This is a genomic window from Sphingomonas bacterium (genome assembly GCF_903642285.1).
Lineage (GTDB): Bacteria > Pseudomonadota > Alphaproteobacteria > Sphingomonadales > Sphingomonadaceae > Sphingomonas.
This window is the reverse complement of the sequence record NZ_CAHJWJ010000016.1, coordinates 17,206-39,678: the sequence shown is the minus strand read 5'-3', so window position 1 is coordinate 39,678 and position 22,473 is coordinate 17,206. Positions and strand designations below refer to the sequence as shown.

The 22,473-nt window shown below is 67.4% G+C and carries 21 protein-coding genes; 7 read left to right on the top strand and 14 right to left on the bottom strand.

The features are described from left to right. Positions 1-46: 46 nt before the first annotated feature. The 5 genes from HUU99_RS09590 to glmM form a co-directional block, all read right to left on the bottom strand. Positions 47-1,171, bottom strand: coding sequence for a site-specific DNA-methyltransferase (locus HUU99_RS09590; protein WP_174286355.1), 1,125 nt, complete (start codon positions 1,169-1,171; stop codon positions 47-49). Positions 1,172-1,317: 146 nt separating this feature from the next. Beyond that, complete coding sequence (locus HUU99_RS09585) at positions 1,318-1,974, bottom strand: ribonuclease HII (RefSeq protein ID WP_174286354.1); 657 nt, start codon at positions 1,972-1,974, stop codon at positions 1,318-1,320. After that, positions 1,974-2,747, bottom strand: coding sequence for a bifunctional hydroxymethylpyrimidine kinase/phosphomethylpyrimidine kinase (gene thiD, locus HUU99_RS09580; RefSeq protein ID WP_174286395.1), 774 nt, complete (start codon positions 2,745-2,747; stop codon positions 1,974-1,976). The genes HUU99_RS09585 and thiD overlap by 1 nt, the downstream gene beginning before the upstream one ends. A gap of 320 nt (positions 2,748-3,067) precedes the next feature. Next, a complete protein-coding gene (locus tag HUU99_RS09575) occupies positions 3,068-3,295 on the bottom strand; it encodes a DUF1272 domain-containing protein (protein ID WP_174286394.1) in 228 nt (75 codons plus the stop codon). Positions 3,296-3,437: 142 nt separating this feature from the next. Further along, on the bottom strand, positions 3,438-4,778 hold the full coding sequence (gene glmM / locus HUU99_RS09570) for a phosphoglucosamine mutase (protein WP_174286353.1): 1,341 nt from the start codon (positions 4,776-4,778) through the stop codon (positions 3,438-3,440). A 70-nt stretch (positions 4,779-4,848) separates the two neighbouring features. Between glmM and HUU99_RS09565 the strand changes: the two genes are divergently transcribed. Further along, positions 4,849-6,090, top strand: a complete 1,242-nt coding sequence (locus HUU99_RS09565) for a dicarboxylate/amino acid:cation symporter (RefSeq protein ID WP_174286352.1) — start codon at positions 4,849-4,851, stop codon at positions 6,088-6,090. Further along, positions 6,087-7,076 (top strand): aldo/keto reductase, encoded by a 990-nt coding sequence (locus HUU99_RS09560; RefSeq protein ID WP_174286351.1) that lies wholly within the window; start codon positions 6,087-6,089, stop codon positions 7,074-7,076. The genes HUU99_RS09565 and HUU99_RS09560 overlap by 4 nt, the downstream gene beginning before the upstream one ends. Before the next feature lie 128 nt (positions 7,077-7,204). Here the strand turns inward: HUU99_RS09560 and HUU99_RS09555 are convergent, their stop codons facing one another. Next, a complete protein-coding gene (locus HUU99_RS09555) occupies positions 7,205-9,010 on the bottom strand; it encodes a peptide MFS transporter (RefSeq protein WP_174286350.1) in 1,806 nt (601 codons plus the stop codon). Between the two features lie 110 nt (positions 9,011-9,120). Here HUU99_RS09555 and HUU99_RS09550 point away from each other — a divergent pair, with 110 nt between their 5' ends. Both HUU99_RS09550 and HUU99_RS09545 read left to right on the top strand, forming a co-directional pair. Then, on the top strand, positions 9,121-9,699 hold the full coding sequence (locus HUU99_RS09550; RefSeq protein WP_174286349.1) for a nitroreductase family protein: 579 nt from the start codon (positions 9,121-9,123) through the stop codon (positions 9,697-9,699). A gap of 37 nt (positions 9,700-9,736) precedes the next feature. After that, a complete protein-coding gene (locus HUU99_RS09545) occupies positions 9,737-10,093 on the top strand; it encodes a GntR family transcriptional regulator (protein WP_174286348.1) in 357 nt (118 codons plus the stop codon). 318 nt (positions 10,094-10,411) lie between these two features. On the opposite strand, the gene HUU99_RS09540 is transcribed toward HUU99_RS09545, so the two are convergent. Continuing rightward, positions 10,412-12,124 carry an acyl-CoA dehydrogenase gene (locus HUU99_RS09540; RefSeq protein ID WP_174286347.1) on the bottom strand — a complete coding sequence of 571 codons (1,713 nt, stop codon included), beginning with the start codon at positions 12,122-12,124 and terminating at the stop codon, positions 10,412-10,414. A gap of 51 nt (positions 12,125-12,175) precedes the next feature. On the opposite strand from HUU99_RS09540, the gene HUU99_RS09535 reads away from it, so the two are divergent. After that, entirely contained in the window at positions 12,176-13,195 is a 1,020-nt protein-coding gene (locus HUU99_RS09535; protein WP_174286346.1) for an L-threonylcarbamoyladenylate synthase, read from the top strand. Here HUU99_RS09535 and msrA read toward each other — a convergent pair. After that, positions 13,192-13,731 (bottom strand): peptide-methionine (S)-S-oxide reductase MsrA, encoded by a 540-nt coding sequence (gene msrA / locus HUU99_RS09530; protein WP_174286345.1) that lies wholly within the window; start codon positions 13,729-13,731, stop codon positions 13,192-13,194. The two genes, HUU99_RS09535 and msrA, sit on opposite strands and share 4 nt — an antisense overlap. Before the next feature lie 69 nt (positions 13,732-13,800). On the opposite strand from msrA, the gene galE reads away from it, so the two are divergent. Continuing rightward, the gene (gene galE, locus HUU99_RS09525; RefSeq protein WP_174286344.1) at positions 13,801-14,796 is read left to right on the top strand and encodes a UDP-glucose 4-epimerase GalE; all 996 of its coding nucleotides are present in this window, start codon (positions 13,801-13,803) and stop codon (positions 14,794-14,796) included. Positions 14,797-14,837: 41 nt separating this feature from the next. Here the strand turns inward: galE and HUU99_RS09520 are convergent, their stop codons facing one another. The 6 genes from HUU99_RS09520 to HUU99_RS09495 all read right to left on the bottom strand — a co-directional run bounded on the left by HUU99_RS09520 (position 14,838) and on the right by HUU99_RS09495 (position 20,675). After that, positions 14,838-15,470: a phosphatase PAP2 family protein gene (locus HUU99_RS09520; protein ID WP_174286343.1), complete on the bottom strand. Its 633-nt coding sequence runs from the start codon at positions 15,468-15,470 to the stop codon at positions 14,838-14,840. Continuing rightward, positions 15,470-16,822 (bottom strand): dihydrolipoamide acetyltransferase family protein, encoded by a 1,353-nt coding sequence (locus HUU99_RS09515; protein WP_174286342.1) that lies wholly within the window; start codon positions 16,820-16,822, stop codon positions 15,470-15,472. Before HUU99_RS09515 ends, HUU99_RS09520 begins: the two co-directional genes overlap by 1 nt. Continuing rightward, on the bottom strand, positions 16,822-17,829 hold the full coding sequence (locus HUU99_RS09510; RefSeq protein ID WP_174286393.1) for an alpha-ketoacid dehydrogenase subunit beta: 1,008 nt from the start codon (positions 17,827-17,829) through the stop codon (positions 16,822-16,824). The genes HUU99_RS09515 and HUU99_RS09510 overlap by 1 nt, the downstream gene beginning before the upstream one ends. Positions 17,830-18,004: 175 nt before the next feature. Beyond that, positions 18,005-19,291: a thiamine pyrophosphate-dependent enzyme gene (locus HUU99_RS09505; protein WP_174286341.1), complete on the bottom strand. Its 1,287-nt coding sequence runs from the start codon at positions 19,289-19,291 to the stop codon at positions 18,005-18,007. A 100-nt stretch (positions 19,292-19,391) separates the two neighbouring features. Further along, positions 19,392-19,586: a hypothetical protein gene (locus tag HUU99_RS09500; RefSeq protein ID WP_174286340.1), complete on the bottom strand. Its 195-nt coding sequence runs from the start codon at positions 19,584-19,586 to the stop codon at positions 19,392-19,394. An 87-nt stretch (positions 19,587-19,673) separates the two neighbouring features. Beyond that, entirely contained in the window at positions 19,674-20,675 is a 1,002-nt protein-coding gene (locus HUU99_RS09495) for a fumarylacetoacetate hydrolase family protein (RefSeq protein ID WP_174286339.1), read from the bottom strand. Positions 20,676-20,989: 314 nt separating this feature from the next. Between HUU99_RS09495 and HUU99_RS09490 the strand changes: the two genes are divergently transcribed. Continuing rightward, on the top strand, positions 20,990-22,393 hold the full coding sequence (locus tag HUU99_RS09490) for a DEAD/DEAH box helicase (protein ID WP_174286338.1): 1,404 nt from the start codon (positions 20,990-20,992) through the stop codon (positions 22,391-22,393). The last annotated feature ends 80 nt before the right edge of the window (positions 22,394-22,473 follow it).

Here is a 22,473-nt window from a genome sequence, read left to right as displayed (position 1 = left end):
GCACGCAAATAGTATCGCGAAACGCCGGACGATATGGCGGGACACCTTACGGCAACGTCGCCAACAGATATGTCTGCCGCAGCGTATCGATCGGCCGCGCGACGCCCGCATCGTCGTGATGCCAGAAGGTCCATCCGTTGCACGCGGGTGCCTTCTGCACCGTCGCGCCCAGCTTGTGGATCGACCCGCTCGCCCCGCAATCGCTGAGCAACGAACCGTCGGCGCGCACCACCGCACGGTGGCGGCGCTTGGCGTCCGTCAGCACCGCGCCCGGCATCACATAGCCCGTCTCGACCAAGGTCCCGAACGCCACCTTCGGCTGCCCCTTGGGGCTCTGCATCGTCGATAGCGCGGATTCGTCGAGCGGCAGCGCGGCGGCGATCCGCTCCTGCGCCGCGGCGATATAATCGTCCTCGCGCTCGATCCCGATCCAACGCCGGCCCAGCCGCTTGGCGACCGCGCCCGTCGTCCCCGTCCCGAAGAACGGGTCGAGCACCACGTCGCCCGGCTTCGTGCAGGCCAGCAGCACGCGGTAGATCAGCGCCTCGGGCTTCTGCGTCGGATGCACCTTCACCCCGTCCCGCTTCAACCGCTCCTGCCCGCCGCAGATCGGGAATTCCCAGTCGCTGCGCATCTGCAGTTCGTCGTTCAGCGTCTTCATCGACCGGTAGTTGAAGGTGTAGCGCGCCTTCTCCCCCATCGACGCCCAGATCAGCGTCTCGTGCGCGTTGGTGAAGCGCGTGCCCTTGAAATTGGGCATCGGGTTCGCTTTCCGCCACACGATGTCGTTCAGGATCCAGTAGCCCAGATCCTGCACCGCGACACCGACGCGGAAGATGTTGTGGTAGCTGCCGATGACCCAGATCGTGCCGTCGTCCTTCAGGATGCGGCGTGCCTCGGTCAGCCAGGCGCGGGTGAACTTGTCGTAGGCGGCGAAGGTGTCGAACTTGTCCCAATCGTCGGTCACCGCATCGACCGCACTGCCGTCGGGCCGGAACAGGTCGCCGCCGAGCTGCAGATTATAGGGCGGGTCGGCGAAGATCATGTCGACCGACTTCGCGGGCAAGGCGCGCATGTGCGCGATACAGTCGCCGCGCAGGATTCGGTCGAGCGGCAGCGCCGGCTCGATTGCCGCGACTTGCGGACGCCTGATCTTGTCGATGACCCCCATGACATTCCCCCTGGTCGCCATCCGCCCGAAACCGCGGACTTGCGTCAAGCGAACATTGGTTAACGCGCGCGGTTGCGATATCGTTAACGCGGCGGCGGAACGAGTCCTGCGCCCGACATCTTGAGTCCGCTACCGCCCGTCACCCGCTATCCTTGGTGGTGTGGCGCAAAAGACTCAGCTTCGCTGCCAACGCACATCCGACCACGCGCCGCTGCCGCGACCGGCGCAAAACTGTGCCGGTGCAGCGGCGACGGTCCATGATCGCGCAGCGCCTTCAGGTGCGCGGGCGCGCCATAGCCCTTGTTCGCATGCCAGCCATAATGCGGATGGACATCGGCGTGGGCCAGCATGATCGTGTCGCGGGTATGTTTCGCGATCACCGAGGCGGCGGCGATCGACAGCGACAGCGCATCGCCGCCGACGATCGCGGTGGCGGCATAGGACCAGCGCGGCAGCCGGTTGCCGTCGACCAGGATATGGCCGGGCACCGCGCCCAGGCATTGCGCGAGCGCCTCGACCGCCAGCGTCATCGCCTTCATCGTCGCCCAGTAGATGTTCAGCCGGTCGATCTCGTCCGCCTCGACCACGCCGATCCCGACACAGGCGCGCTGGTGGAGCAGCGCGCACAGCCGTTCGCGCTCGGCGGCGGAAAGCTTCTTCGAATCGTCGATCCCCCGTGGCACGCCCTTGGCGGGCAATATCACCGCTGCGGCGACCACCGGCCCGGCGAGCGGCCCGCGCCCGGCCTCGTCGACGCCGGCGACGGGCGGCAGGCAGAGGCGTTCGTGTTTCAGATGCGGCATCAGCCTTCGATCTCGTCGAACGGCACGACGCCCAGCGCATGTCCCATCGGACCGTGCCCGTTTCCCAGACCGGGCGCGTGGATCAGCGCGATACGAACGAAGCGCACCGCCTGCCGGAACGCATCCGCGATCGGCAGCCCCGACCCGAGCCCGCAGGCGAGCGCGCTTGCGAAGGTACAGCCGGTGCCGTGCGTATCATCGGTATCGATCCGCGTGCCGTGCAGTTCGTCGAGCAGGATTCCGCCCGGCGCGAGCAGGCGGTCGGTGATCATGCTCGTCTCGCCATGGCCACCCTTCACCACAAGATGACAGCCATGCGCAAGCACCGCATCCTCGCCGCCGAGCGCGGCCAGTTCGGGCAGGTTGGGCGTCACCACCGACGCGGTCGCCATGAGCCGCTCGAACGCGGCGATCGTGGCTGCATCCGCAAGCGTCGCACCGCTGGTCGCGATCATGACGGGATCGAACACGATCGGCACGTCGAGCGCCGCGAGCCGATCCGCGACCGCATGCGCGGTCTCGGCCGATCCGATCATCCCGATCTTAACCGCATCGACGCCGATATCGGACAGCACGGACTCGATCTGTACCAGCACGATGTCGGTCGGCACGGGATGCACCGCCTGCACCCCCATCGTGTTCTGCGCGGTGACCGCGGTGATCGCGGTCATCGCATGACCACCGAGCATCGTGACCGTCTTGATATCCGCCTGGATTCCCGCGCCGCCGCCGGAATCGGAGCCGGCGATGATGAGGAGGCGGGGGATTTTCACTGGAAAACATCCGCGGAAGTGGAGGAAGTGGAGGCGTGCCATGGCATTCCCCCCCATCGCGCAAAACGGGTGTTTGCGGGGTATGGGCGGCAGGGAGATGGTGCGATCATGTCGGGGCGTGTGCCATGGATCGGGGCGTGTAGGACAGGCCTTACGCCGTTACGCAAACGCATTAACCACCCCGGCGAAGGCCGGGGTCCAGTTGGGAAGCCAGTCGTTGTCGGGTGGCACCGTGCCATTACCAATGTCTCGTACCTGGACCCCGGCCTTCGCCGGGGTGGCATATCGGGAAGCATGCGAACGTAAGTCCGGACACGCCATCAGGAGCCCGCAAACCGCCGCACCGTCGCTGCCGGATGCTTCTTCAAATTCGCCCCCGTCCGCGCCGGCCGGTCCATCAGCTCGCCGCGGCAATTCGGGCACCGATCGTCGAGCGCATCGGCGCAGGCCGCGCAGAAGGTGCATTCGAACCAACAGATGAACGCGCCCGGCTCGTCGGCGGGAAGATCCGCGCCGCAGCGTTCGCAATCGGGGTGCATTTCAAGCATCGTTCCTTCTGTCCCCTCTCCCGCTGACAGCATCGGGTCGGCCATGCCCAGCAGCGGCGTGAGGTGAGGGCAGGACCGTTACTGCCCTCACCCTTCCAGCCCTACGGGCCTCCCTCCCTCTCCCGAAGGGAGAGGGAAACGACTAAGCCGCCGCCTCGCGCACCGCGTCGCAGATGCGGTCGACGACGCGCTCCACTTGGCCGGGATCGTCACCCTCCGCCATCACGCGGATCACCGGTTCGGTCCCCGACGGCCGGATCACCAGCCGCCCCTTGCCCGCCAGTTCCGCCTCGGCCTCCGCGATCACCGCCTTCACCTTGTCGGCGTCGAGCGGCTTGCCGCCCTTGAAGCGGACATTCTTCAGCAATTGCGGCAGCGGCTCGAACCGGTGGAGCACCTCGCTCGCCGGTGCGCCCGCGCGGCGGACCTCGGCCAGGACCTGCAACGCCGCGACCAGTCCGTCGCCCGTGGTGCCGTAATCGGCGAGGATGATGTGCCCCGACTGCTCGCCGCCGACATTGTACCCGCGCGTCCGCATCGCCTCCAGCACATGGCGATCCCCCACCGCGGTCCGCACCAGCCCAAGCCCCTGCGCCGCCAGATGCCGCTCAAGCCCCAGGTTCGACATCACCGTCGCGACCAGCCCGCCGCCGACCAGCCGCCCGGCCCGCGCCCAGCCCGCGGCGATCGTCGCCATCAGCTGGTCGCCATCGACCACCCGGCCCTTTTCGTCGACGACGATCAGCCGGTCCGCATCGCCGTCGAGCGCGATACCGATGTCCGCACCGCTGGCGACGACGGTCTCCGACAGCGTCTGCGGCGCGGTCGATCCGACGCCGTCGTTGATGTTCGTGCCATCGGGCGTCACCCCGATCGCGATGACGTCCGCACCCAGCTCCCACAGGGCGGATGGCGCGACGCGGTAGGCGGCACCGTTCGCGCAATCGATGACGATGCGCATCCCGTCGAGCCGCAGGTCCTTGGGAAAGGTCCCCTTGGCGGAATTGATGTAGCGCCCCTGCGCGTCGTCGATCCGCCGCGCGCGTCCGATCGATGTGGAGGGGGCGAGCGGCACGTCGCTGTCGATCAGCGCCTCGATCGCGGTTTCCGCCTCGTCGGAAAGCTTGTAGCCGTCGGGCCCGAACAATTTGATGCCGTTGTCGGCGTACGGATTATGACTGGCGGAGATCATCACGCCGATGTCCGCGCGCATCGATTGCGTCAGCATCGCGACGCCGGGGGTGGGCATCGGGCCGACCATCACCACGTCCATGCCGACGCTGGTGAACCCGGCGACCAGCGCGGATTCGAGCATATAGCCCGACAGCCGCGTGTCCTTGCCGATCAGCACCCGGTGGCGGTGGTCGCCGCGCAGGAAATACGCGCCCGCCGCCATGCCGACCTTCATCGCCATCGCCGCGGTCATCGCGCCCTGGTTGGTCTCGCCGCGAATGCCGTCGGTGCCGAAATATTTCCTTGCCATCGCAGCGTATCCGTTCCGCTATGTCATCCGAGCGTGTCGCAGATAGCGATGCTTGGGGGAAAGGGCGAGTATGTCGCAAGCTACACGCATATTGCTGGCGCTCGTCGCCGGTTTGGTGCTGGGGATCGCCGTGGCGCATTGGTCGACGACCGGCGCATTGGCCGCAACCGCCTTCACGCAGCCGATCGGCTCGGCCTGGCTGCACGGATTGCAGATGGTGATCGTGCCGCTGATCGTCGGGCTGCTGGTGACGGGCGTCGGTGCAACCGCGGATGCGGCGCGTGCCGGCCGCATTGCCGGTCGCGCGATCGTGGCGATCACGATCGTCCTGTGGAGTACCACGATCATGTCCGCGGTGCTGACGCCGCTGCTGCTCGACCTGTGGCCGCTGCCCACCGCCTGGTCCACCGCGCTGCGCGCCGCACTGACGCAGGCACCGCCGATGGGGGCCGCGCCCACGATGGGCACCTTCTTCGAGACCGTGGTGCCGACCAACGTGCTGGCCGCCGCGGCGGGGGATGCGTTCCTGCCGCTCACCGTCTTCGCGCTGGTCTTCGCCTTCGCGATCACCCGGCTTGCCCCGGTGCCGCGTCAGCTGCTGACCGGTTTCTTCCAGGCGATCGTCGATGCCATGCTCGTCATCATCGGCTGGATCCTGAAGCTCGCGCCGATCGGCATCTTCGCGCTGGCGTACGGCGTCGGCGCGCGGACCGGGGCGGCGGCGTTCGGCGCGCTCGCCCATTACATCATCATCGTATCGTCGATCGGCATCGTCGTCTTGATCGCCGCCTACCCGCTCGCGGTGCTGGCGGGGCGCGTGCGGCTGGGCGCGTTCGTGCGTGCGGCGGGACCCGCGCAGGCGGTGGCGATCAGCACCCAGTCCTCGCTCGCCTCGCTGCCCGCGATGCTCAAAGGTTCGGAAGCGCTGGGCGCACCGCCCACGACCGCCGGGATCGTCCTGCCGATCGCGGTCGCGATCTTCCGCGCGACGAGTCCGGCCATGAACCTGGCGGTCGCGCTGTACGTGGCACGCTGGCTTGGGGTGCCGATCGGGCCGGGCGCGCTCGCCGCGGGGGTCGCGACCGCGGCGATCACGACGATGGGCTCGGTCAGCTTGCCCGGCACCATCAGCTATTTCGCCAGCGTCGCGCCGGTCGCGATCGCGATGGGGGTGCCGATCGAGGCGCTGGGGCTGCTCGTCGCGGTCGAGACGATTCCCGACCTGTTCCGCACCGTCGGGAACGTGACGATGGACATCGCCGTTACGACGTTCGTGGCCCGGCTCGACCGGGCGAAGGAGAGACCCGCATGAAGTACCGCACGCTCGGCCCCGCTTTCGAGGTCTCCGCGCTGGGGCTCGGCTGCATGCCGATGGCCGGCGTCGGCAAGGGGATGTACGGCGAGGCGGACGATGCGGAGAGCATCGCCACGATCCACCGCGCGATCGCGCTGGGCGTGACGCTGTTCGACACCGCGGAGATCTACGGCCCGCTGAAGAACGAGGCGCTGCTGGGCCAGGCGATCCGCGGCAAGCGCGACGGCGTGGTCATCGCGACCAAGTTCGGCTTCCGTTACGACGAGAAGGGGATGAGCGGGGTCGATTCCACCCCCGCCAATGTCCGCCGCGCGTGCGAGGGGTCGCTGCGGCGATTGGGGGTCGAGACGATCGACCTGCTGTACCAGCACCGCGTCGATCCGAACGTGCCGATCGAGGACACCGTCGGCGCGATGGGCGAGCTGGTCGCCGAAGGGAAGGTCCGTCACCTCGGCCTGTCCGAGGCGAGCGACGCGACTTTGCGCAAGGCCGCGGCGACGCACCCGATCGCGGCACTGCAAAGCGAATATTCGCTGTGGGAGCGCGATGTCGAGGACGAGATCCTGCCGACGTGCCGCGAACTGGGGATCGGTTTCGTCCCCTACAGCCCGCTCGGCCGTGGGTTCCTGACCGGCCAGATCACGAGCCGCGACGACCTGCCCGAGGGCGATTACCGCCGCAACGACCCGCGCTATTCGGACGAGAATTTCGCCAAGAACATGGAGATGGTCGCGGTCGTGAAGACCATCGCCGACGCGCACGGTGCCTCGCCCGCGCAGGTCGCGCTGGCGTGGCTGCTGGCGCAAGGGCCCGACATCGTACCGATCCCGGGATCGAAACGCCGCGTCACGCTGGAGGACAGCATGAAGGCGGTCGACGTCGCGCTGTCGGCAGACGACCTCGCGACGCTGGATAGCGCGTCGAAGGGAAATACCGCGGGTCCGCGCTATGGCGAACGGGCGATGGCGATGACGCGGTTGTAAAAGCTCGTCATGCCGGGCTCGTCCCGGCCTCCAGGACCGCAAGCAACGACCGTCGATCTGCTACGCCCTGGACCCGGCGCAAGCCCGGGCGACGGACGGATTATGGAGAGCGCGGCGCTCCGGACCCCTCAATCCACCCCGTGCATCAGCTTCTTCAGCACCGGCGAGATCAGCAGCAGGACCACCCCCGCCCCGATCGTCAGCTCGCCGCCCGTCATGAAGGTGTGCAGATAGGTGTTCAGCGCCAGCTCGGGGTTGGTCACTTGCCCGCCCACCGTCTGCACCGACGCCGCCTGCGCCGCCGCACCCGCCAGATATTCGCCGACCGAGATCGACAGGAACCATACGCCCATCATCATGCCGACGATCCGCGCGATCGATAGCTTGGTGATCATCGACAGCCCGACCGGCGAAATGCAGAGTTCGGCGATCGAGTGCAGGAAATAGGTGAGTACCAGCCACCACAGCGACACCCGGAACGCCTCGTTCGCAGTAGAGCCGCTATAGGCCAGCACGACGAAGCCGAGCCCGACCAGCAGCAACGCGATCCCGAACTTCACCTGGATCGACGGCTCCAGTCCCCGCTTCGCCAGGCTGATCCAGCACCAGCTCAGCACCGGCGCGAAGGCGACCACGAAGATCGGGTTGAACTGCTGCGTCGCCGCCGCCGACATCGTGAAGCCGAAGATCGACAGCGTCGTGTTGCGGTCCGCGAACAGCGTCAGCGACGACGCCGCCTGTTCGAACAAGGTCCAGAAGGTGACGTTGAAGACGACCAGGATGATCGCCGCGACCATCATCTGGAACTCGACCTTGTCGCCGACCCGCGCGGCCCAGATCGGAATGCCGATGACCGCCGCGAGGAACACGACGAACAGCACCTTGCCCAGGAACGGCGTCGCCGCGACATAGCCCGCGAGCCCGCTGCCCGCCGCCGCGACGGGTGCGGTCATGACGTTGTGGAAGATCAGCCAGAAGATCGCGACGGATGCCAGCGACAGCAGGTAGATCAGCGGCGCGCGGTCGCGCCCGGTCTGCACCGGCGGTTCGCCGTAACCGTCGAGCCGCCCGCCATCGAACTGCGCGGTCGCCCACCCGACGAGCAGCACCGCCGACACGATCAGGAACCCCGCCCACCAGCCGAACAGGTTGACGAGCAGCGGACAGAAGATCTGCCCCAGCACCGACCCGATATTGATCCCCGCATAGAAGATCGTGAACCCCGCATCGCGTCGCCGGTCGCCCTTGGCATAGAGCGCGCCGACGATGGTCGAGATATTGGGTTTGAAGAAGCCGTTGCCGATGACGATCAGACTGAGCGCGAACAGCAGCAGCCCGGTATAGAAGGCCGGACGATCCGCACCGGCGGAAAAGGACGTCGCCGCCACCGTGCGCGACACCGATCCCCCCGGGGTCAGCAACTGCACCGACCCGTCGGGCAGGCCGTGGATCGTCAGCGTCTGGCCGTTCAGCGATAGCGTCTGCGGCGCGTCGCTGGTGCCCATGACGGTCTTCGCAGGTGCCTGCGACACGACGTAGCGCGTGCCGTCGATCGTCGCATAGGGCGCACCCTGCGGCCCGCCGAAGCACAGCAGCAGATACCCGACCGCCATCACGAGCGCGCCGAACTTCACCGCGCGCTTCGATCCCAGATACCGGTCCGCGAGCAACCCGCCGACGACCGGCGTCAGATAGACGAGGCTGAGATACCCGCCGACGATCCCGCTCGCCTCGTGGTCCGCCAGCAGGAAATGCTTGGTGAGGTAGATGACCAGCACCGCGCGCATGCCGTAGAAGCCGAACCGCTCCCACATCTCGATCGTGAACAGCCGCGACAATTGGCGGGGATGACCCAGCCAGGTCCGCTCCGACAGCATGTCGACATGGCTGATGTCCGGCTCGGCCGGGCTGTCGGCGGTCGGCGTATCGACCATATGGCAACTCCCTGAAACTTGGTGCCGGCGATCGCGGCGCTGGTCGGCCGCGACCCTAACGGCAAAGCGCGCCCTGTAAATATCGCGGGCAGACGCCTACGTCGCCGACCATGCTCAACGACGCCACCACCCCGCTCTCGCTCCTTGCCACGCGCCGTTCGGGCAAGCCCCGTGACCTGGGCGATCCGGGTCCCACCGATGCACAACTGGACGCCATGCTGACGGTCGCCGCGCGGACGCCGGACCATGGCAAACTCGCCCCATGGCGCTTCGTCGTCGTGCCGATGGACCGGCGTGCCACGCTGGCGGACAAGCTGGTCGCCGCATTCCGCGCGGAGCGTCCCACCGCGGGGCCGGGAGAGGTCGAGGCCGTCGCCCAATTCGCGCGGCAGGCGCCCGCCCTGGTCGTGGTCCTCGCCTCGCCCAAACCCGACAGCCATATCCCGGTATGGGAACAGGACCTGTCCGCCGGCGCGGCCTGCATGAACCTGCTCCACGCCGCGCACGCGATGGGCTTTGCCGGCGGCTGGCTGACCGGCTGGGCGGCGTTCAGCGATACGGTGCGCGACCTGTTCGGGCGCAACTCCGAGCGGATCGCCGGTTTCATGTTCATCGGCACCCCCTCGCGCCCGCTCGACGAGCGTCCGCGGCCCGATATGGAACGGTTGGTCAGCCGCTGGATAGGTTGAGACTCGACCTATCGCCCAATTGCTGTATTAAGACGGCATGACAGCGCTCAGCAACGAGGACAGCCCGGTCTATATCCGACTGCGTGCGACGATCGCGGCCGGCATATTGCGCGGCGACTATGCGGCCGGCGACCAGCTCCCCTCGGTTCGCGCCTTTGCCGCCGAACATGGCGCGAACCCGCTGACGGTCGCCAAGGCGTATCAGAGTTTCCAGGACGACGGCTATGTCGAGGTCCGCCGCGGCGTCGGCATGTTCGTGCTGCCCGGCGCGGTCGAGGCACTGCGCGTGGCGGAACGCGCGGCGTTCGTCGATACGCAGTGGCCGCGGATCCGGGGGTATATCGACCTGCTCGGGTTGGACGTGGCGGATTTGGTGGAGCGTGAGGGGGTTTAGGATTGCCCGCACCCGCCGCCACCCCGGCGAAGGCCGGGGCCCAGCTGCGGTGAACCCCGTTTTGGAGCGATGCGCGCCGTAACGAACGTCGTGCAACCGGCCCCGGCCTTCGCCGGGGTGAGAAATATGGCCGCGGCAGACTGCGCTCAGTCCCCGAACCCCAACGCCATCACCTCTTCCAGGTATCGAGATCAAACATGATGGTATCCTCCACCGTTCCCCCGCGAACGCGGGGGTCCAGGGTTACGGGCGATGCGCTAGCCGCCCCTGGACCCCCGCTTTCGCGGGGGAACACCCTTTATCCCAAGCGCACCGCGTTCACGCCGCGAACAATTCCGGCTCGACCGCATACAGGACCGCCGCGCTGGCGGTCGCCGCGGCCTCCAGCCCCATCGCCTCGGGTACGATCTGGTCGAGATAGAAGCGCACCGCCGCCGCCTTCATACGGCCGAACGCGCTGTCGTCAGCGAACCGGCCCTGCCGTTCCATCAGCCAGCCGCAGGTCGCGACCGACAGCATCGTCAGGAACGGATAGCTTGCCGCCAGCCTGTCGTCCGCGTCCGCCGTCGCCAGCCGTCGACCGATGCCCTCGCACGCATCGACCAACGCCAGCAGGCGCGCATCCTTCGCCTCGCCGCGGATGTCGGCGATCAGCGCGGCGAAGACCGCGCCGTTCTCCATCGACAATTTGCGCCCGACAAGGTCCGCCGCCTGGATGCCGTTGGTGCCTTCGTAGATCGGCGTGATCCGCGCATCGCGGAAATATTGCGCCGCGCCCGTCTCCTCGACATAGCCCATGCCGCCATGGATCTGGATACCGATCGACGCGACTTCGTTGCCCAGATCGGTGCCGTGCGCCTTGGCCAGCGGCGTAACGAGTTCGAGCCGCGCCTTCGCCGCGGCATCTCCCAAGCCGGCGCGGTCGACCTGCCCCGCTGCGTAATAGACCAAGGCGCGCGCCGCCTGCGTCTGCGCCTTCATCCGCATCAGCATGCGGCGGACGTCGGGATGCTCGACGATCTTTACGGACTCCTTGCTGGGCGATCCCGCACGTGCCGACTGCACGCGGTCCAGCGCATAGGCGACCGCGCCCTGCGTCGCGCCTTCTGCCACCTGCACGCCCTGCAGCCCGACGTTCAGCCGCGCATTGTTCATCATCGTGAACATCGCGCGTATGCCGCCATGTTCGGCGCCGATCAGCTCGCCGATGCAATCGTCGTGATCGCCGAAACTCAGCACGCAGGTGGGCGACGCGTGAAGGCCCATCTTGTGCTCGATCGACACCACCCGGACGTCGTTCAGGCCGCCCGGCGCGCCATCGTCCGTCAGCCGGAATTTCGGCACCAGAAACAACGAGATACCGCGTGTTCCCGCGGGCGCATCGGGGGTCCGTGCCAGCACGAGGTGGACGATGTTGGCCGCCATGTCGTGATCGCCGAACGAGATATAGATCTTGGTTCCCTTGATCGACCATTTCCCGTCGCCGAGCGGCTTCGCGGTTGCACGCAGCGCCCCGACATCGCTGCCCGCCTGCGGCTCGGTCAGGTTCATCGTGCCCGTCCATTCGCCGGTCGCGAGTTTGGGCAGGTACAGCGCCTGCTGTTCGGGGCTACCATGATGCGCCAACGCCTCGATCGCGCCGACCGTCAGAGTCGGGCAAAGCGCGAAGCCCATGTTCGCCGACCCAAGCGTGTCGAGCACCGCGGTCTGGATCGCGAAGGGCAGGCCCTGCCCGCCAAATTCCTCCGGCACGCCGATCGTGCCCCAGCCGCCCGCGACATAATCCTTGTACGCCGCCGCGAACCCTTCGGGCATCACCACGCCGTCGGGCGTCCATTTCGCGCCCACCGTATCGCCGATCCGGTTGAGCGGTGCCCATTCCCCCGCCGCGAAGGCACCGACGCCGTCCAGCACCGCTTCCACCACGTCGTCGCTCGCCGCCGCGAACCGCTCGGTCGCCGCCAGTTGCTCGATGTCGACGACGTGACGCAGCAGAAAACGCTGTTCTTCGGTCGCGGGGGTGAAGACCATGGCGCGCATCCTCTTTATGGCTCGGTATTCAGGACGCTATAGCGCTGCACAATGGCGTGTCCAAACCCACAAGTCCGGCCATATGGCCCGGCGGTGATCCAGGATGCCGCGGCGTCGATCCTGGCGGGTGGAATCGTCGCAGTGCCGACCGAGACGGTCTATGGCCTGGCGGCGGACGCCACGAATGCGGAAGCGGCCGCGGCGATCTATACTGCGAAGGGGCGACCGAGCTTCAACCCGCTGATCGTGCATGTGCTCGATCTGGTCGCGGCCGAGCGGATCGCGGTATTCGACGACGATGCGCGGGTTCTGGCGGCGGCGTTCTGGCCCGGGCCGCTGACGCTGGTGCTGCCGTTGCGGGCGCAGGCAGGGATCGCGTCGCTGGTGACCGCGGGGCTGGAGACGGTCGCGATCCGCGCGCCGGCGGGGCGGGCAATGCGCGACCTGTTGGCGGTGTGCGGGCGTCCGCTCGCGGCACCGTCGGCCAATGCGAGCAACGCGATCAGCCCGACGACCGCGGCGCATGTCGTGGCGAGTTTGGGGAACCGGGTGCCGCTCGTCGTCGACGACGGCGCATGCGCGGCGGGGGTGGAGTCGACGATCGTTTCAGGGCGTGCGATCCTGCGACCAGGGCCGGTGACGGCGGCGATGGTTGCCGGTTGTTTCTCCACCCCGACGCCCCCACCCGGCGAAGGCCGCGGCCCAGTCGCCACGAACTCGGTAACGGCGCGATCGGCCGATCACGACCGTCCGGCAACTGGGCCCCGGCCTTTGCCGGAGGGAGAATCGGGGGTGAACGCGCCCGGCCAGCTCGCCAGCCACTATGCCCCGCGAAAGCCCCTCCGGCTAAACGCTACCAGCGCCGCGCCCGACGAATGGCTGATCGGCTACGGCGCGACCCCAGGCGACGAAACCCTCGGCAACACACCCGTCGAAGCCGCCGCGAACCTGTTCGCCGCGCTCCACCGCGCCGACGCCACGCCCGCCGTGCGCATCGCCGTCGCGCCGATCCCCGAATACGGCATCGGCGTGGCGATCAACGATCGCCTGCGCCGCGCCGCACACCGTTAGGCCGCCACCGCCCGCGACCGCGCCGCGAAGCTCTTGCGCAGTTTCTGCAGCTTGGGCGGGATCACCGCCATGCAATAGGGGTTCGACCGGCCCGATGTTTCCCAATAATCCTGGTGATAGCCCTCGGCCGGAAACCACTCGGCCATCGGCTCGATCGTGGTGACGACCGGCTTGGCCGACTCCGCCTGCGCGCGGTCCTTCGCCGCCGTCATCGCCGCCGCTTGCGCGTCGTCCGCCGGGAACATCGCGGAGCGATATTGCGTGCCGACGTCGTTGCCCTGCCGGTTCAGTTGCGTCGCATCGTGCGTCGCGAAGAAGATATCGAGCAGATCGCCTAGCGCTAACTGCGCTGGATCATAGCCAATCCGGATCGCCTCGGCATGGCCAGTATCCCCGCGGCAGACCTGCTTGTAGGTCGGATTGTCGACATGCCCCCCGATATAGCCGCTCTCGACGCTCTCGACGCCGATCACATCCTTGAACACCGCCTCGGTGCACCAGAAACAGCCGCCTGCCAGCGTCGCATAGTCCGTCATCGATCATCTCCTGAACTTTCCCTGCAGATAGGAAGCCGCTAGGTCGCGCGCAAAGGGTAGGATGAACGCATGATCGACGGCGCGGTGATGGTGACGGGGGGCGCAGGCTATATCGGCAGTCATGCGGTACTGGCGCTGCTCGATGCGGGGCACCGGGTGGTGGTGGTCGACAATCTCGTCACCGGGTTCGCCTGGGCGGTCGATCCCCGCGCGACTTTGGTCGAGGCGAACGTCGCGGACGCGCGGGTGCGCGACATCATCCGCGATCACGCCGTCAAGGCGATCGTGCATTTCGCCGGATCGGTCGTGGTGCCGGAGTCGGTGGCGAACCCGCTCAAATATTACCGCAACAACACCGCGGCGACCGAGGCGCTGCTCGAAAGCGCGGTCGCGGAGGGCGTTCCCCATTTCATCTTCTCCTCGACCGCGGCGACCTATGGCACGCCGGCCAAGGTGCCGGTCGCGGAGGGCGATCCGACGGTGCCGATCAATCCCTACGGCATGTCCAAGCTGATGACCGAGGCGATGCTGAAGGATGTCGCCGCCGCGCATCCGATGAATTTCTGCGCGCTTCGCTATTTCAACGTCGCGGGTGCCGACCCCGCCGGACGCAGCGGTCAGTCGACGATCGGCGCGACTCATCTCATCAAGATCGCGGTCGAGGCGGCGACGGGAAAGCGTACGCACGTCGGCATATTCGGCACCGATTTCGACACGCCCGACGGCACCGGTGTGCGCGATTATATCCATGTGTCGGACTTGGCGGCCGCGCATGTCGCCGCGCTCGACCTCCTCGTCGCACAGCCGGCGGAAAGCCATATCCTCAATTGCGGCTATGGCCGGGGTTTCTCGGTCAACGAAGTGCTCGACGCGGTCGACCGCGTGACCAACATGAAGATCGATCGCCGGATGGAGGGTCGGCGCGCGGGCGATCCTGCCGCGCTGGTGGCGGATAACGCGGCGATCCTCGCGGCACTCGACTGGCGGCCCGAGCGCGACGATCTCGACACGATCGTCCGCGACGCGCTGGCGTGGGAGCGGGTGCTCGCTGAGCGGGGAGCCTAATTCTTCCGTCATGCCGGGCTCGTCCCGGCATGACGAAAATGCTACCGCATCCGCGCGGTCGCCCACCACCAGCCGAGCGCCCATAGCGTCCCGAAGCTCCATCCGGCCATCACGTCGGACGGCCAGTGGACCCCCAGATACACCCGGCTGCACCCGATGGCTGCGACCAGCAGCACCGCGATGCCGACGATATAGCGATGCACCGCGCGGTCGTCCGTCAGGCGCGTCGCAAGCGCGGCCAGCGTCATGTAGACGATCGCGCTGCCCGCCGCATGGCCGCTGGGAAAGCTGGCATGCGCGGCGGGAACGAGATGCGGCACCAACGTCGGTCGCGGCCGGGCGATGTCTATCTTGACGAGGCTGACCACCGCCCCGCCCGAAGCGCAGGCGACCATCGTGATGATTGCGGTCCGAGCTCGCCCGGTGACGAGCAACAGGCCGGCGACGACCGCGACCAGGATCGCCAGCACCGGCGGGCTGCCGAGCGCGGTCACGTCGATCGCCAGCGACGGCAACCATGCCGGCCCGCCCCAGGCCCGCAGCCCGGTGATAATGGCGCGGTCGAACGCGAACGGCCAGTGATCGACCGCGAACCCGACGGCCAGCACCAGCGCGACCGCTACCGCGGTGATCCCCGCACCCGCCAATACCGGCGGCAGCCGACGCGCCGCCATCAATCGGCGAACAGCAGCACCGGCGTCTCAAGATAGCGCTTGAGCGCCTGGACATAGCTCGCCGCATCCCAGCCATCGACGACGCGGTGGTCGCAGCTGATCGACAGGTTCATAAGCTTCGCACGGCGGATATCGTCGCCCCCACCTTCCTTTTTGGCAAAAACGGGGCGTTCGACGATCTTGTTCGGGCCGATGATCGCGACCTCGGGGCGGTTGATGACGGGCGTCGTCGCGATTCCGCCGAGCGGCCCCAGCGAGGTGACGGTGATCGTCCCGCCGCCCATCTCGTCGGGCTTCAGCTTGTTCGCGCGCGCCGCGTCCGCCAGCCGCCCGATCTCGGTCGCGAGCTGCCAGACGTTGCGGTCCTGCGCGTCGCGGATCACCGGGACGGTCAGCCCGGCATCGGTCTGCGTCGCCATGCCGAGATGGACGCGGCCCGAACGAGTCACCACGCCGGCCTCGTCGTCGTAGCGCGCGTTGAGCATCGGGAATTCGGGCAGCGAGCGGCAGATCGCGACGATCAGCAGCGGCAGCATCGTCAGTTTCGGCCGCACGCCCCTGTTCGCGTTCAGATCCCCGCGCATCGCCTCCAGCGCGGTGACGTCGATCTCGTCGACATAGGTGAAATGCGGGATCGCGCGCTTCGACGCGGCCATGTTCTCGGCGATGCGGCGGCGCATGCCGACGACCTTCACCTGCTCGTCGGCGCGGGCGCGGCTGGCGTTCGGCGCGTTATACCCCTGGCCCGCGCCGTAGCGGAGATACGCGTCCAGGTCCGAATGACGGACGCGGTCGGAGTCGGTTTTGACGGACGCGAGGTCGATCCCCAAGTCCTTCGCCCGCGCACGGACGGCGGGCGACGCGAGGGCCTTGAAATCCTCCCCGGCACGGGGAGGGGGACCGTCCGCAGGACGGTGGAGGGGGGCTTCCTCGGGCGACATCGCTCGTGGCACGCCCCCTCCACCACCAGCTTCGCTGGCGGTCCCCCTCCCCGTACCGGGGAGGATTTGCTCCTCCGCCACTCCGGGATTTTCCGCCTCATACTGCTCGGCCGTCTCTTCCTGCGCGGCCGTCTCGGGTGCCGCGACCGTCTCGTCGCTCTCGACGACGGCATCCGTTTCGATGACCACCAACGCCGAACCGATCGACACTTGGTCGCCGACCGCGCCCGCCAGTTCGACGACGATGCCCGAAACCGGCGACTCCATCTCGACCGTCGCCTTGTCGGTCATCATGTCGGCGATGTTCTGATCTTCCTCGACGTAGGTGCCGACAGCCACGTGCCACGCGACGATCTCCGCCTCGGCGATGCCTTCGCCGATGTCCGGCAACTTGAAGGTGAAACGAGCCATCAGGCGTCCTTCATGATTTTTTTCAGCGCCTCGCCGATACGGACGGGACCGGGGAAATACGCCCATTCGAGGCTGTGGGGATAGGGCGTGTCGAAGCCCGTCACGCGCTCGATCGGGGCTTCCAGATGGTAGAAGCAGCGCTCCTGCACCAGCGCCGAAAGCTCCGCACCGAAGCCGCCGGTGCGCGTCGCCTCATGGACGATCATGCAGCGGCCGGTCTTCTTCACCGACGCTTCGATCGTCTCGATGTCGAGCGGCACCAGCGTGCGCAGGTCGACGATCTCGGCATTGACGCCCGCGTCCGCGACGACCTGCGTGCAGACATGCACCATCGTACCGTAGCACAGGATGGTCAGCGCCTCGCCGGGCCGCACGACGTTCGCCTTGCCGAGGTCGATCTTGTAATAGCCGGTCGGCACCTCACCCGCAGGATGTTTCGACCAGTTTTCCGCCGGGCGATCCCAATGGCCGTTGAAGGGACCGTTGTAGATGCGCTTGGGTTCGAAGAAGAGCGTGGGGTCGTTGTCCTCGATCGCGGCGATCAGCAGGCCCTTGGCATCGTAAGGCGTCGAGGGAATGACGGTCTTGATCCCCGAGACATGGGTGAAGATCCCTTCGGGCGACTGGCTGTGCGTCTGGCCACCGAAGATGCCGCCACCGAACGGCGACCGCACCGTGATCGGCGAGGTGAATTCCCCCGCCGAGCGATAGCGCAGCCGCGCCGCCTCGCTGACCAACTGGTCGAGCGCGGGGTAGATGTAATCCGCGAACTGGATCTCGGGCACGGGCCTGAGGCCGTAAGCCCCCATCCCCACCGCCACGCCGATGATGCCGCATTCGGTGATCGGCGTGTCAAACACGCGCGTCTTGCCGAATTTGGCCTGTAGCCCTGCGGTCGCGCGGAACACGCCGCCGAAATAGCCGACATCCTCCCCCATCACGATGACCGCCGGATCGCGCTCCATCATGACCTCCATGGCGGAGTTGATCGCCTGGATCATGGTCATGCGGGTGGTTGGTTCGGTCATCGCAGGATATCCGCCGCGCCAGCGGCCTCAAAATGCTTCTTACTCTTCGCGTCTTCGTGTCTTCGTGCGAGAAAAAATAAGATTGCCTCGCACGAAGACACGAAGACACGAAAAGAAGGATGGATTGCGGCTGCGCCGCGGAGGACCATGGCCATCACTTGCGATCCCATGGCCGGCCGCTTGCGGCCTCTTCCGCCATCATCTGCGCCTGCTGTTCGCGCAAATGCCATGGCATCTCCTCGAACACCCCGTCGAACAAAGTATCCAGCGGCTGATGGAGGCCGTGACCGAGGATGCCGTTCTTCTCGGCTTCCTTCTGTGCGGCCTTCACCTGGTCGGCGAGGTCCTTGTCCTGCGCCACGTGGCGTTCCTCGTCCCATTCGCCGATCGCGATCAGATGCTCCTTCAGCCGCCGGATCGGATCGCCGAGCGGCCAGGCGTTGGGCTCGCCCTCCGATCGGTACTGGCCGGGATCGTCCGAGGTCGAATGCCCCTCCGCGCGGTAGGTGAAATGCTCGATCAGCGTCGGTCCATGGTTGGTCCGCGCGCGCTCCGCCGCCCAGGCGGTCGCAGCGTACACCGCCAGCGCGTCGTTGCCATCGATGCGCAGCCCGGCCATCCCATAGCCGATCGCGCGCGCCGCGAAGGTCGTCGCCTCCGCGCCCGCGAACCCGGAAAAGCTCGATATCGCCCATTGGTTGTTCACGACGTTGAGGATCACCGGCGCGCGGTAGACGCTGGCGAAGGTGCAGGCGGAATGGAAATCGCCCTCCGCGGTCGATCCCTCGCCGCACCATACCGCGGCGATCCGCGTGTCGCCCTTCGCCGCCGACGCCATCGCCCAACCGACCGCCTGCGGATATTGCGTGGCGAGATTGCCCGAGATCGAAAAGAAGCCCGCCTCCTTCACCGAATACATGATCGGCAATTGCTTGCCCTGCAACCGGTCACCCTTGTTCGAATAGATCTGGTTCATCATGTCGACCAGCGACCAGTTCCGCGCGATCAGCAGCCCCTGCTGACGGTAGGACGGGAAGCACATATCGTCGTAATCGAGCGCATAGGCCGCCGCGACCGCGACCGCTTCCTCGCCCGTGGCCTTCATGTAGAAGCTCGTCTTGCCCTGGCGCTGGGCACGGAACATCCGTTCGTCGAACGCGCGGGTCAACGCCATGCTGCGCAGCATCCGCCGCAGCAGATCGGGGGGCAGTCGTGGGTTCCACGCGCCGACCGCATGGCCATCCTCCCCGAGCACGCGCACCAGGCCATAAGACAGCTCGACGAATGTCGATGCCGCCGCCGCGGTATCGGGGCGACGCGCGGCATCGACCTGTGGGACCGCGACCGAGGCGAAATCGACGGTGTCCCCGGGGCGGAATTTGGGTTCGGGCACATGGAGCGACAGCGGCCGTAGATTGGCGCGCCGAGTATCGCTGGCCATAAGTCCCTCCATATTGTCGCGTGCGGGCATCATGCCGGCCTGCGCGCCGCCTTCGCTCCGTCGTAATTGAATTTCAAGCGAGCCGGATATGCCGGACGGCTCATTCGGCGGTCTTCTCGGCATCGATCCCGTTGGCGGGCTGGCCATCGCCGGCCGCGGAATCGCTGCTCGGATCCTCTCCGGAACTGCCGCCGCCCGCACCGACGCCGCTGCCGCGCACTTCGCCGGTGCGCGGGTCGACCGAGGCGCGGGTGCCGTTGTCGGGCGGGATGGCGGTGGTCTTGTCGGTGGGCACGGGGGTGTCTCCTTCGTCCGTTAAACGGCCGGGCATAGCGTGCCGTTCCGCCCCGTTCTCCTGCGAACGCAGGAGGACACGATGCCCTCATCCCACCGTCTGTTCGATCGCCCCGAAGATCGGGTGATGCCTGTCGTCCTCCGCCCAGATCTTCACCACGTCGCCGCGCTTCAGGAACGGCGTCGCCGGCTTGCCGCTGGCGATGGTCTCGATCGTCCGCAATTCGGCGAGGCAGGAATAGCCGACGCCGCCATCCGCGATCGTCTTGCCCGGTCCGCCGTCCGCGCCGCGATTGGAGACGGTACCCGACCCGACGATCGTCCCGGCACCGAGCGCGCGGGTCTTCGCGGCATGCGCGATCAGCGTGCCGAAATCGAACGTCATGTCCTGCCCCGCGTCGGCGCGGCCGAAGGGTTGACCGTTGAGATCGACCTTCAGGACACGGTGCAGCTTGCCGTCCTGCCACCAGTCGCCCAGCGATCCGGGCGTGACGAACACCGGCGAGAAAGCGCTCGCAGGCTTGGATTGGAAGAAGCCGAAGCCCTTGCCGAGTTCGCCCGGGATGAGATTGCGCAAGCTGACGTCGTTGGTCAGCCCGACCAGCCGGATCGCGTCCAGCGCCGCCTCGCGGCTCGCGCCCATCGGTACGTCGCCGGTCACGACGACGACCTCGCCCTCCAGGTCGCAGCCCCAGGCTTCGTCCGCCAGCGGTATCGGGTCGCGCGGGGCCAGGAACCCGTCCGACCCGCCCTGGTACATCAGCGGATCGTGCCAGAAGCTGTCGGGCATCGCCGCCCCGCGCGCCTGCCGGACGAGCGCGACATGGTTCACATAGGCCGAACCGTCCGCCCATTGATACGCCCGCGGCAGGGGCGATGCGGCGGCATGTTCGTGGAACCGCCGCATCGGGATCATCTCGTGCGCCAGATCGGTCGCGAGATTTTCGAGCGCGGGCGACAGCCGGTCCCAATCGTCGAGCGCGGCCTGCAACGTGGGCGCGATATGCGCGGCGTCCGCGCACCAGGCGAGATCGTCGGAGACGACGACAAGCGCGCCGTCGCGCCCCTGTTTGAGGCTGGCCAGTTTCATATGCGTCGATCCTCTTCCCGTTTTCCGGGGTAGTAGCCGCACCACGCGCGCCGTCCCAGCGAAAGCTGGATTCGCGCGGCATGTCGTCGCGCTATTGCGGGCGACGTGGCACGACCTTGACATTTCGCGCCCGATCCGGCATCTGCCGACGATCGAGACGTAATGCAGCGTGATCGGACAGCGGCAAACGCCGCGTCCAGGCTCCGCCTTGGTCGTTATCAACGGGCTTCCCTTTTCACGCGGGGTGTCAACCACCACCGCCACTCGTGCGTCGATCTGCGATCGCGCGAGTCCGGCACAGTCGAAAGCATATCATGCCTTTTTCCGAACTCGGCCTCGCCGAACCCCTCGTCCGCGCGCTCCAGGCGAAGGGGTATGAAACCCCGACGCCGATCCAGCGCGATTCCATCCCCATCCTGCTCGAGGGCCGCGACCTGCTCGGCATCGCGCAGACCGGCACCGGCAAGACCGCGGCGTTCGTGCTGCCGTCGATCCAGCGCCTCGTCGGATCGCAGAAGCGCATCCTGCCGACGCATTGCCGCATGCTCGTCCTCGCCCCCACCCGCGAACTCGCCGGCCAGATCGCCGACAGCGCGCGCGATTACGGGAAATTCTCGAAGATGTCGGTCGCGACCGTGTTCGGCGGTACCAGCATCAACAAGAACCGCCAGGACGTCAGCCGCGGCGTCGACATCCTCGTTGCCACGCCGGGCCGCCTGATCGACCTGGTCGAACAGGGCTTCCTGAACCTGTCGACGATCGAGATCCTGGTGCTGGACGAGGCCGATCAGATGCTCGACCTCGGCTTCATCCATGCGCTGCGCAAGATCGTCCGCATGCTGCCGCGCAAGCGCCAGACCTTGTTCTTCTCCGCGACCATGCCCGTCGCGATCCGTGAATTGGCGGACCAGTTCCTCCACGAACCCGCGACCGTATCGGTCAAGCCCGCGGCGACGACGGCGGAGCGCGTCGATCAATATGTCACCTTCGTCAACCAGGCGGAGAAGCAGGCGCTGTTGACGATCGTCCTCGGCGGCGAGGGCGTCGACCGTGCGCTGGTCTTCACCCGCACCAAGCATGGTGCCGACCGCGTCGTGAAGCTGCTGGCGGGCAACGGCATCGCCGCCAACGCGATCCACGGCAACAAGAGCCAGCCGCAGCGGGAGCGCGCGCTCGCCGCGTTCAAGTCGGGCCAGGTGCCGATCCTGGTCGCGACCGACATCGCCGCGCGCGGGATCGACGTGTCGGGCGTCAGCCACGTCGTGAACTTCGAACTGCCCAATGTGGCGGAGCAATATGTTCACCGCATCGGCCGGACCGCGCGTGCGGGTGCGAGCGGCATCGCGGTATCGTTCTGCGCGGACGACGAGCGGCCCTATCTGCGCGACATCGAGAAGGTGACGCGTCAGAAGATCGCGGTCGAGGCGCTGCCGGAGGATTTCATGGCGCAGGCGAACAGGATCAAGGCGACCCGGGTGCAGGCGATCGGCAACGACCCCGCCCCGCGCGATGATCGCCCCCGCCAGCCACGCGGGCCTGCACGGCCACGCGCCACGCATGCGCCGAGCCCGACGGGGAGCAATACCGGCCGCAACTATGCGAACGCCAGCCGGGGCGGCGGGCAGGGTCGCGGTGCTCCGGGCGGCGGCGGTGGTCGCTCCGGCGGCGGCCGTAGCGGCGGCGGTGGTGGCAGCCGGACGGGCAACGCGGCGCGCTGATCCCTCCGTCATGCCGGGCGGGTCCCGGCATCCAGAGCGGCAGGCAGTTTCGTTCGAGGCCCTGAATCCCGGGACGAGCC

What these genes read in the sequence shown, in the direction of transcription:
- HUU99_RS09560 (WP_174286351.1), top strand. Translation starts at nt 6,087, where the DNA reads ATGAAGTACCGCACGCTCGGCCCCGCTTTCGAGGTCTCCGCGCTGGGG.
- HUU99_RS09550 (WP_174286349.1), top strand. Translation starts at nt 9,121, where the DNA reads ATGCTCAACGACGCCACCACCCCGCTCTCGCTCCTTGCCACGCGCCGT.
- galE (WP_174286344.1), top strand. Translation starts at nt 13,801, where the DNA reads ATGATCGACGGCGCGGTGATGGTGACGGGGGGCGCAGGCTATATCGGC.
- HUU99_RS09490 (WP_174286338.1), top strand. Translation starts at nt 20,990, where the DNA reads ATGCCTTTTTCCGAACTCGGCCTCGCCGAACCCCTCGTCCGCGCGCTC.
- HUU99_RS09495 (WP_174286339.1), bottom strand. Translation starts at nt 20,675, where the DNA reads ATGAAACTGGCCAGCCTCAAACAGGGGCGCGACGGCGCGCTTGTCGTC.
- msrA (WP_174286345.1), bottom strand. Translation starts at nt 13,731, where the DNA reads ATGACGGACTATGCGACGCTGGCAGGCGGCTGTTTCTGGTGCACCGAG.
- HUU99_RS09590 (WP_174286355.1), bottom strand. Translation starts at nt 1,171, where the DNA reads ATGGGGGTCATCGACAAGATCAGGCGTCCGCAAGTCGCGGCAATCGAG.
- HUU99_RS09555 (WP_174286350.1), bottom strand. Translation starts at nt 9,010, where the DNA reads ATGGTCGATACGCCGACCGCCGACAGCCCGGCCGAGCCGGACATCAGC.
- HUU99_RS09520 (WP_174286343.1), bottom strand. Translation starts at nt 15,470, where the DNA reads ATGGCGGCGCGTCGGCTGCCGCCGGTATTGGCGGGTGCGGGGATCACC.
- HUU99_RS09535 (WP_174286346.1), top strand. Translation starts at nt 12,176, where the DNA reads ATGGCGTGTCCAAACCCACAAGTCCGGCCATATGGCCCGGCGGTGATC.
- glmM (WP_174286353.1), bottom strand. Translation starts at nt 4,778, where the DNA reads ATGGCAAGGAAATATTTCGGCACCGACGGCATTCGCGGCGAGACCAAC.
- HUU99_RS09545 (WP_174286348.1), top strand. Translation starts at nt 9,737, where the DNA reads ATGACAGCGCTCAGCAACGAGGACAGCCCGGTCTATATCCGACTGCGT.
- HUU99_RS09510 (WP_174286393.1), bottom strand. Translation starts at nt 17,829, where the DNA reads ATGACCATGATCCAGGCGATCAACTCCGCCATGGAGGTCATGATGGAG.
- HUU99_RS09585 (WP_174286354.1), bottom strand. Translation starts at nt 1,974, where the DNA reads ATGCCGCATCTGAAACACGAACGCCTCTGCCTGCCGCCCGTCGCCGGC.
- HUU99_RS09575 (WP_174286394.1), bottom strand. Translation starts at nt 3,295, where the DNA reads ATGCTTGAAATGCACCCCGATTGCGAACGCTGCGGCGCGGATCTTCCC.
- HUU99_RS09565 (WP_174286352.1), top strand. Translation starts at nt 4,849, where the DNA reads ATGTCGCAAGCTACACGCATATTGCTGGCGCTCGTCGCCGGTTTGGTG.
- HUU99_RS09540 (WP_174286347.1), bottom strand. Translation starts at nt 12,124, where the DNA reads ATGGTCTTCACCCCCGCGACCGAAGAACAGCGTTTTCTGCTGCGTCAC.
- HUU99_RS09505 (WP_174286341.1), bottom strand. Translation starts at nt 19,291, where the DNA reads ATGGCCAGCGATACTCGGCGCGCCAATCTACGGCCGCTGTCGCTCCAT.
- HUU99_RS09515 (WP_174286342.1), bottom strand. Translation starts at nt 16,822, where the DNA reads ATGGCTCGTTTCACCTTCAAGTTGCCGGACATCGGCGAAGGCATCGCC.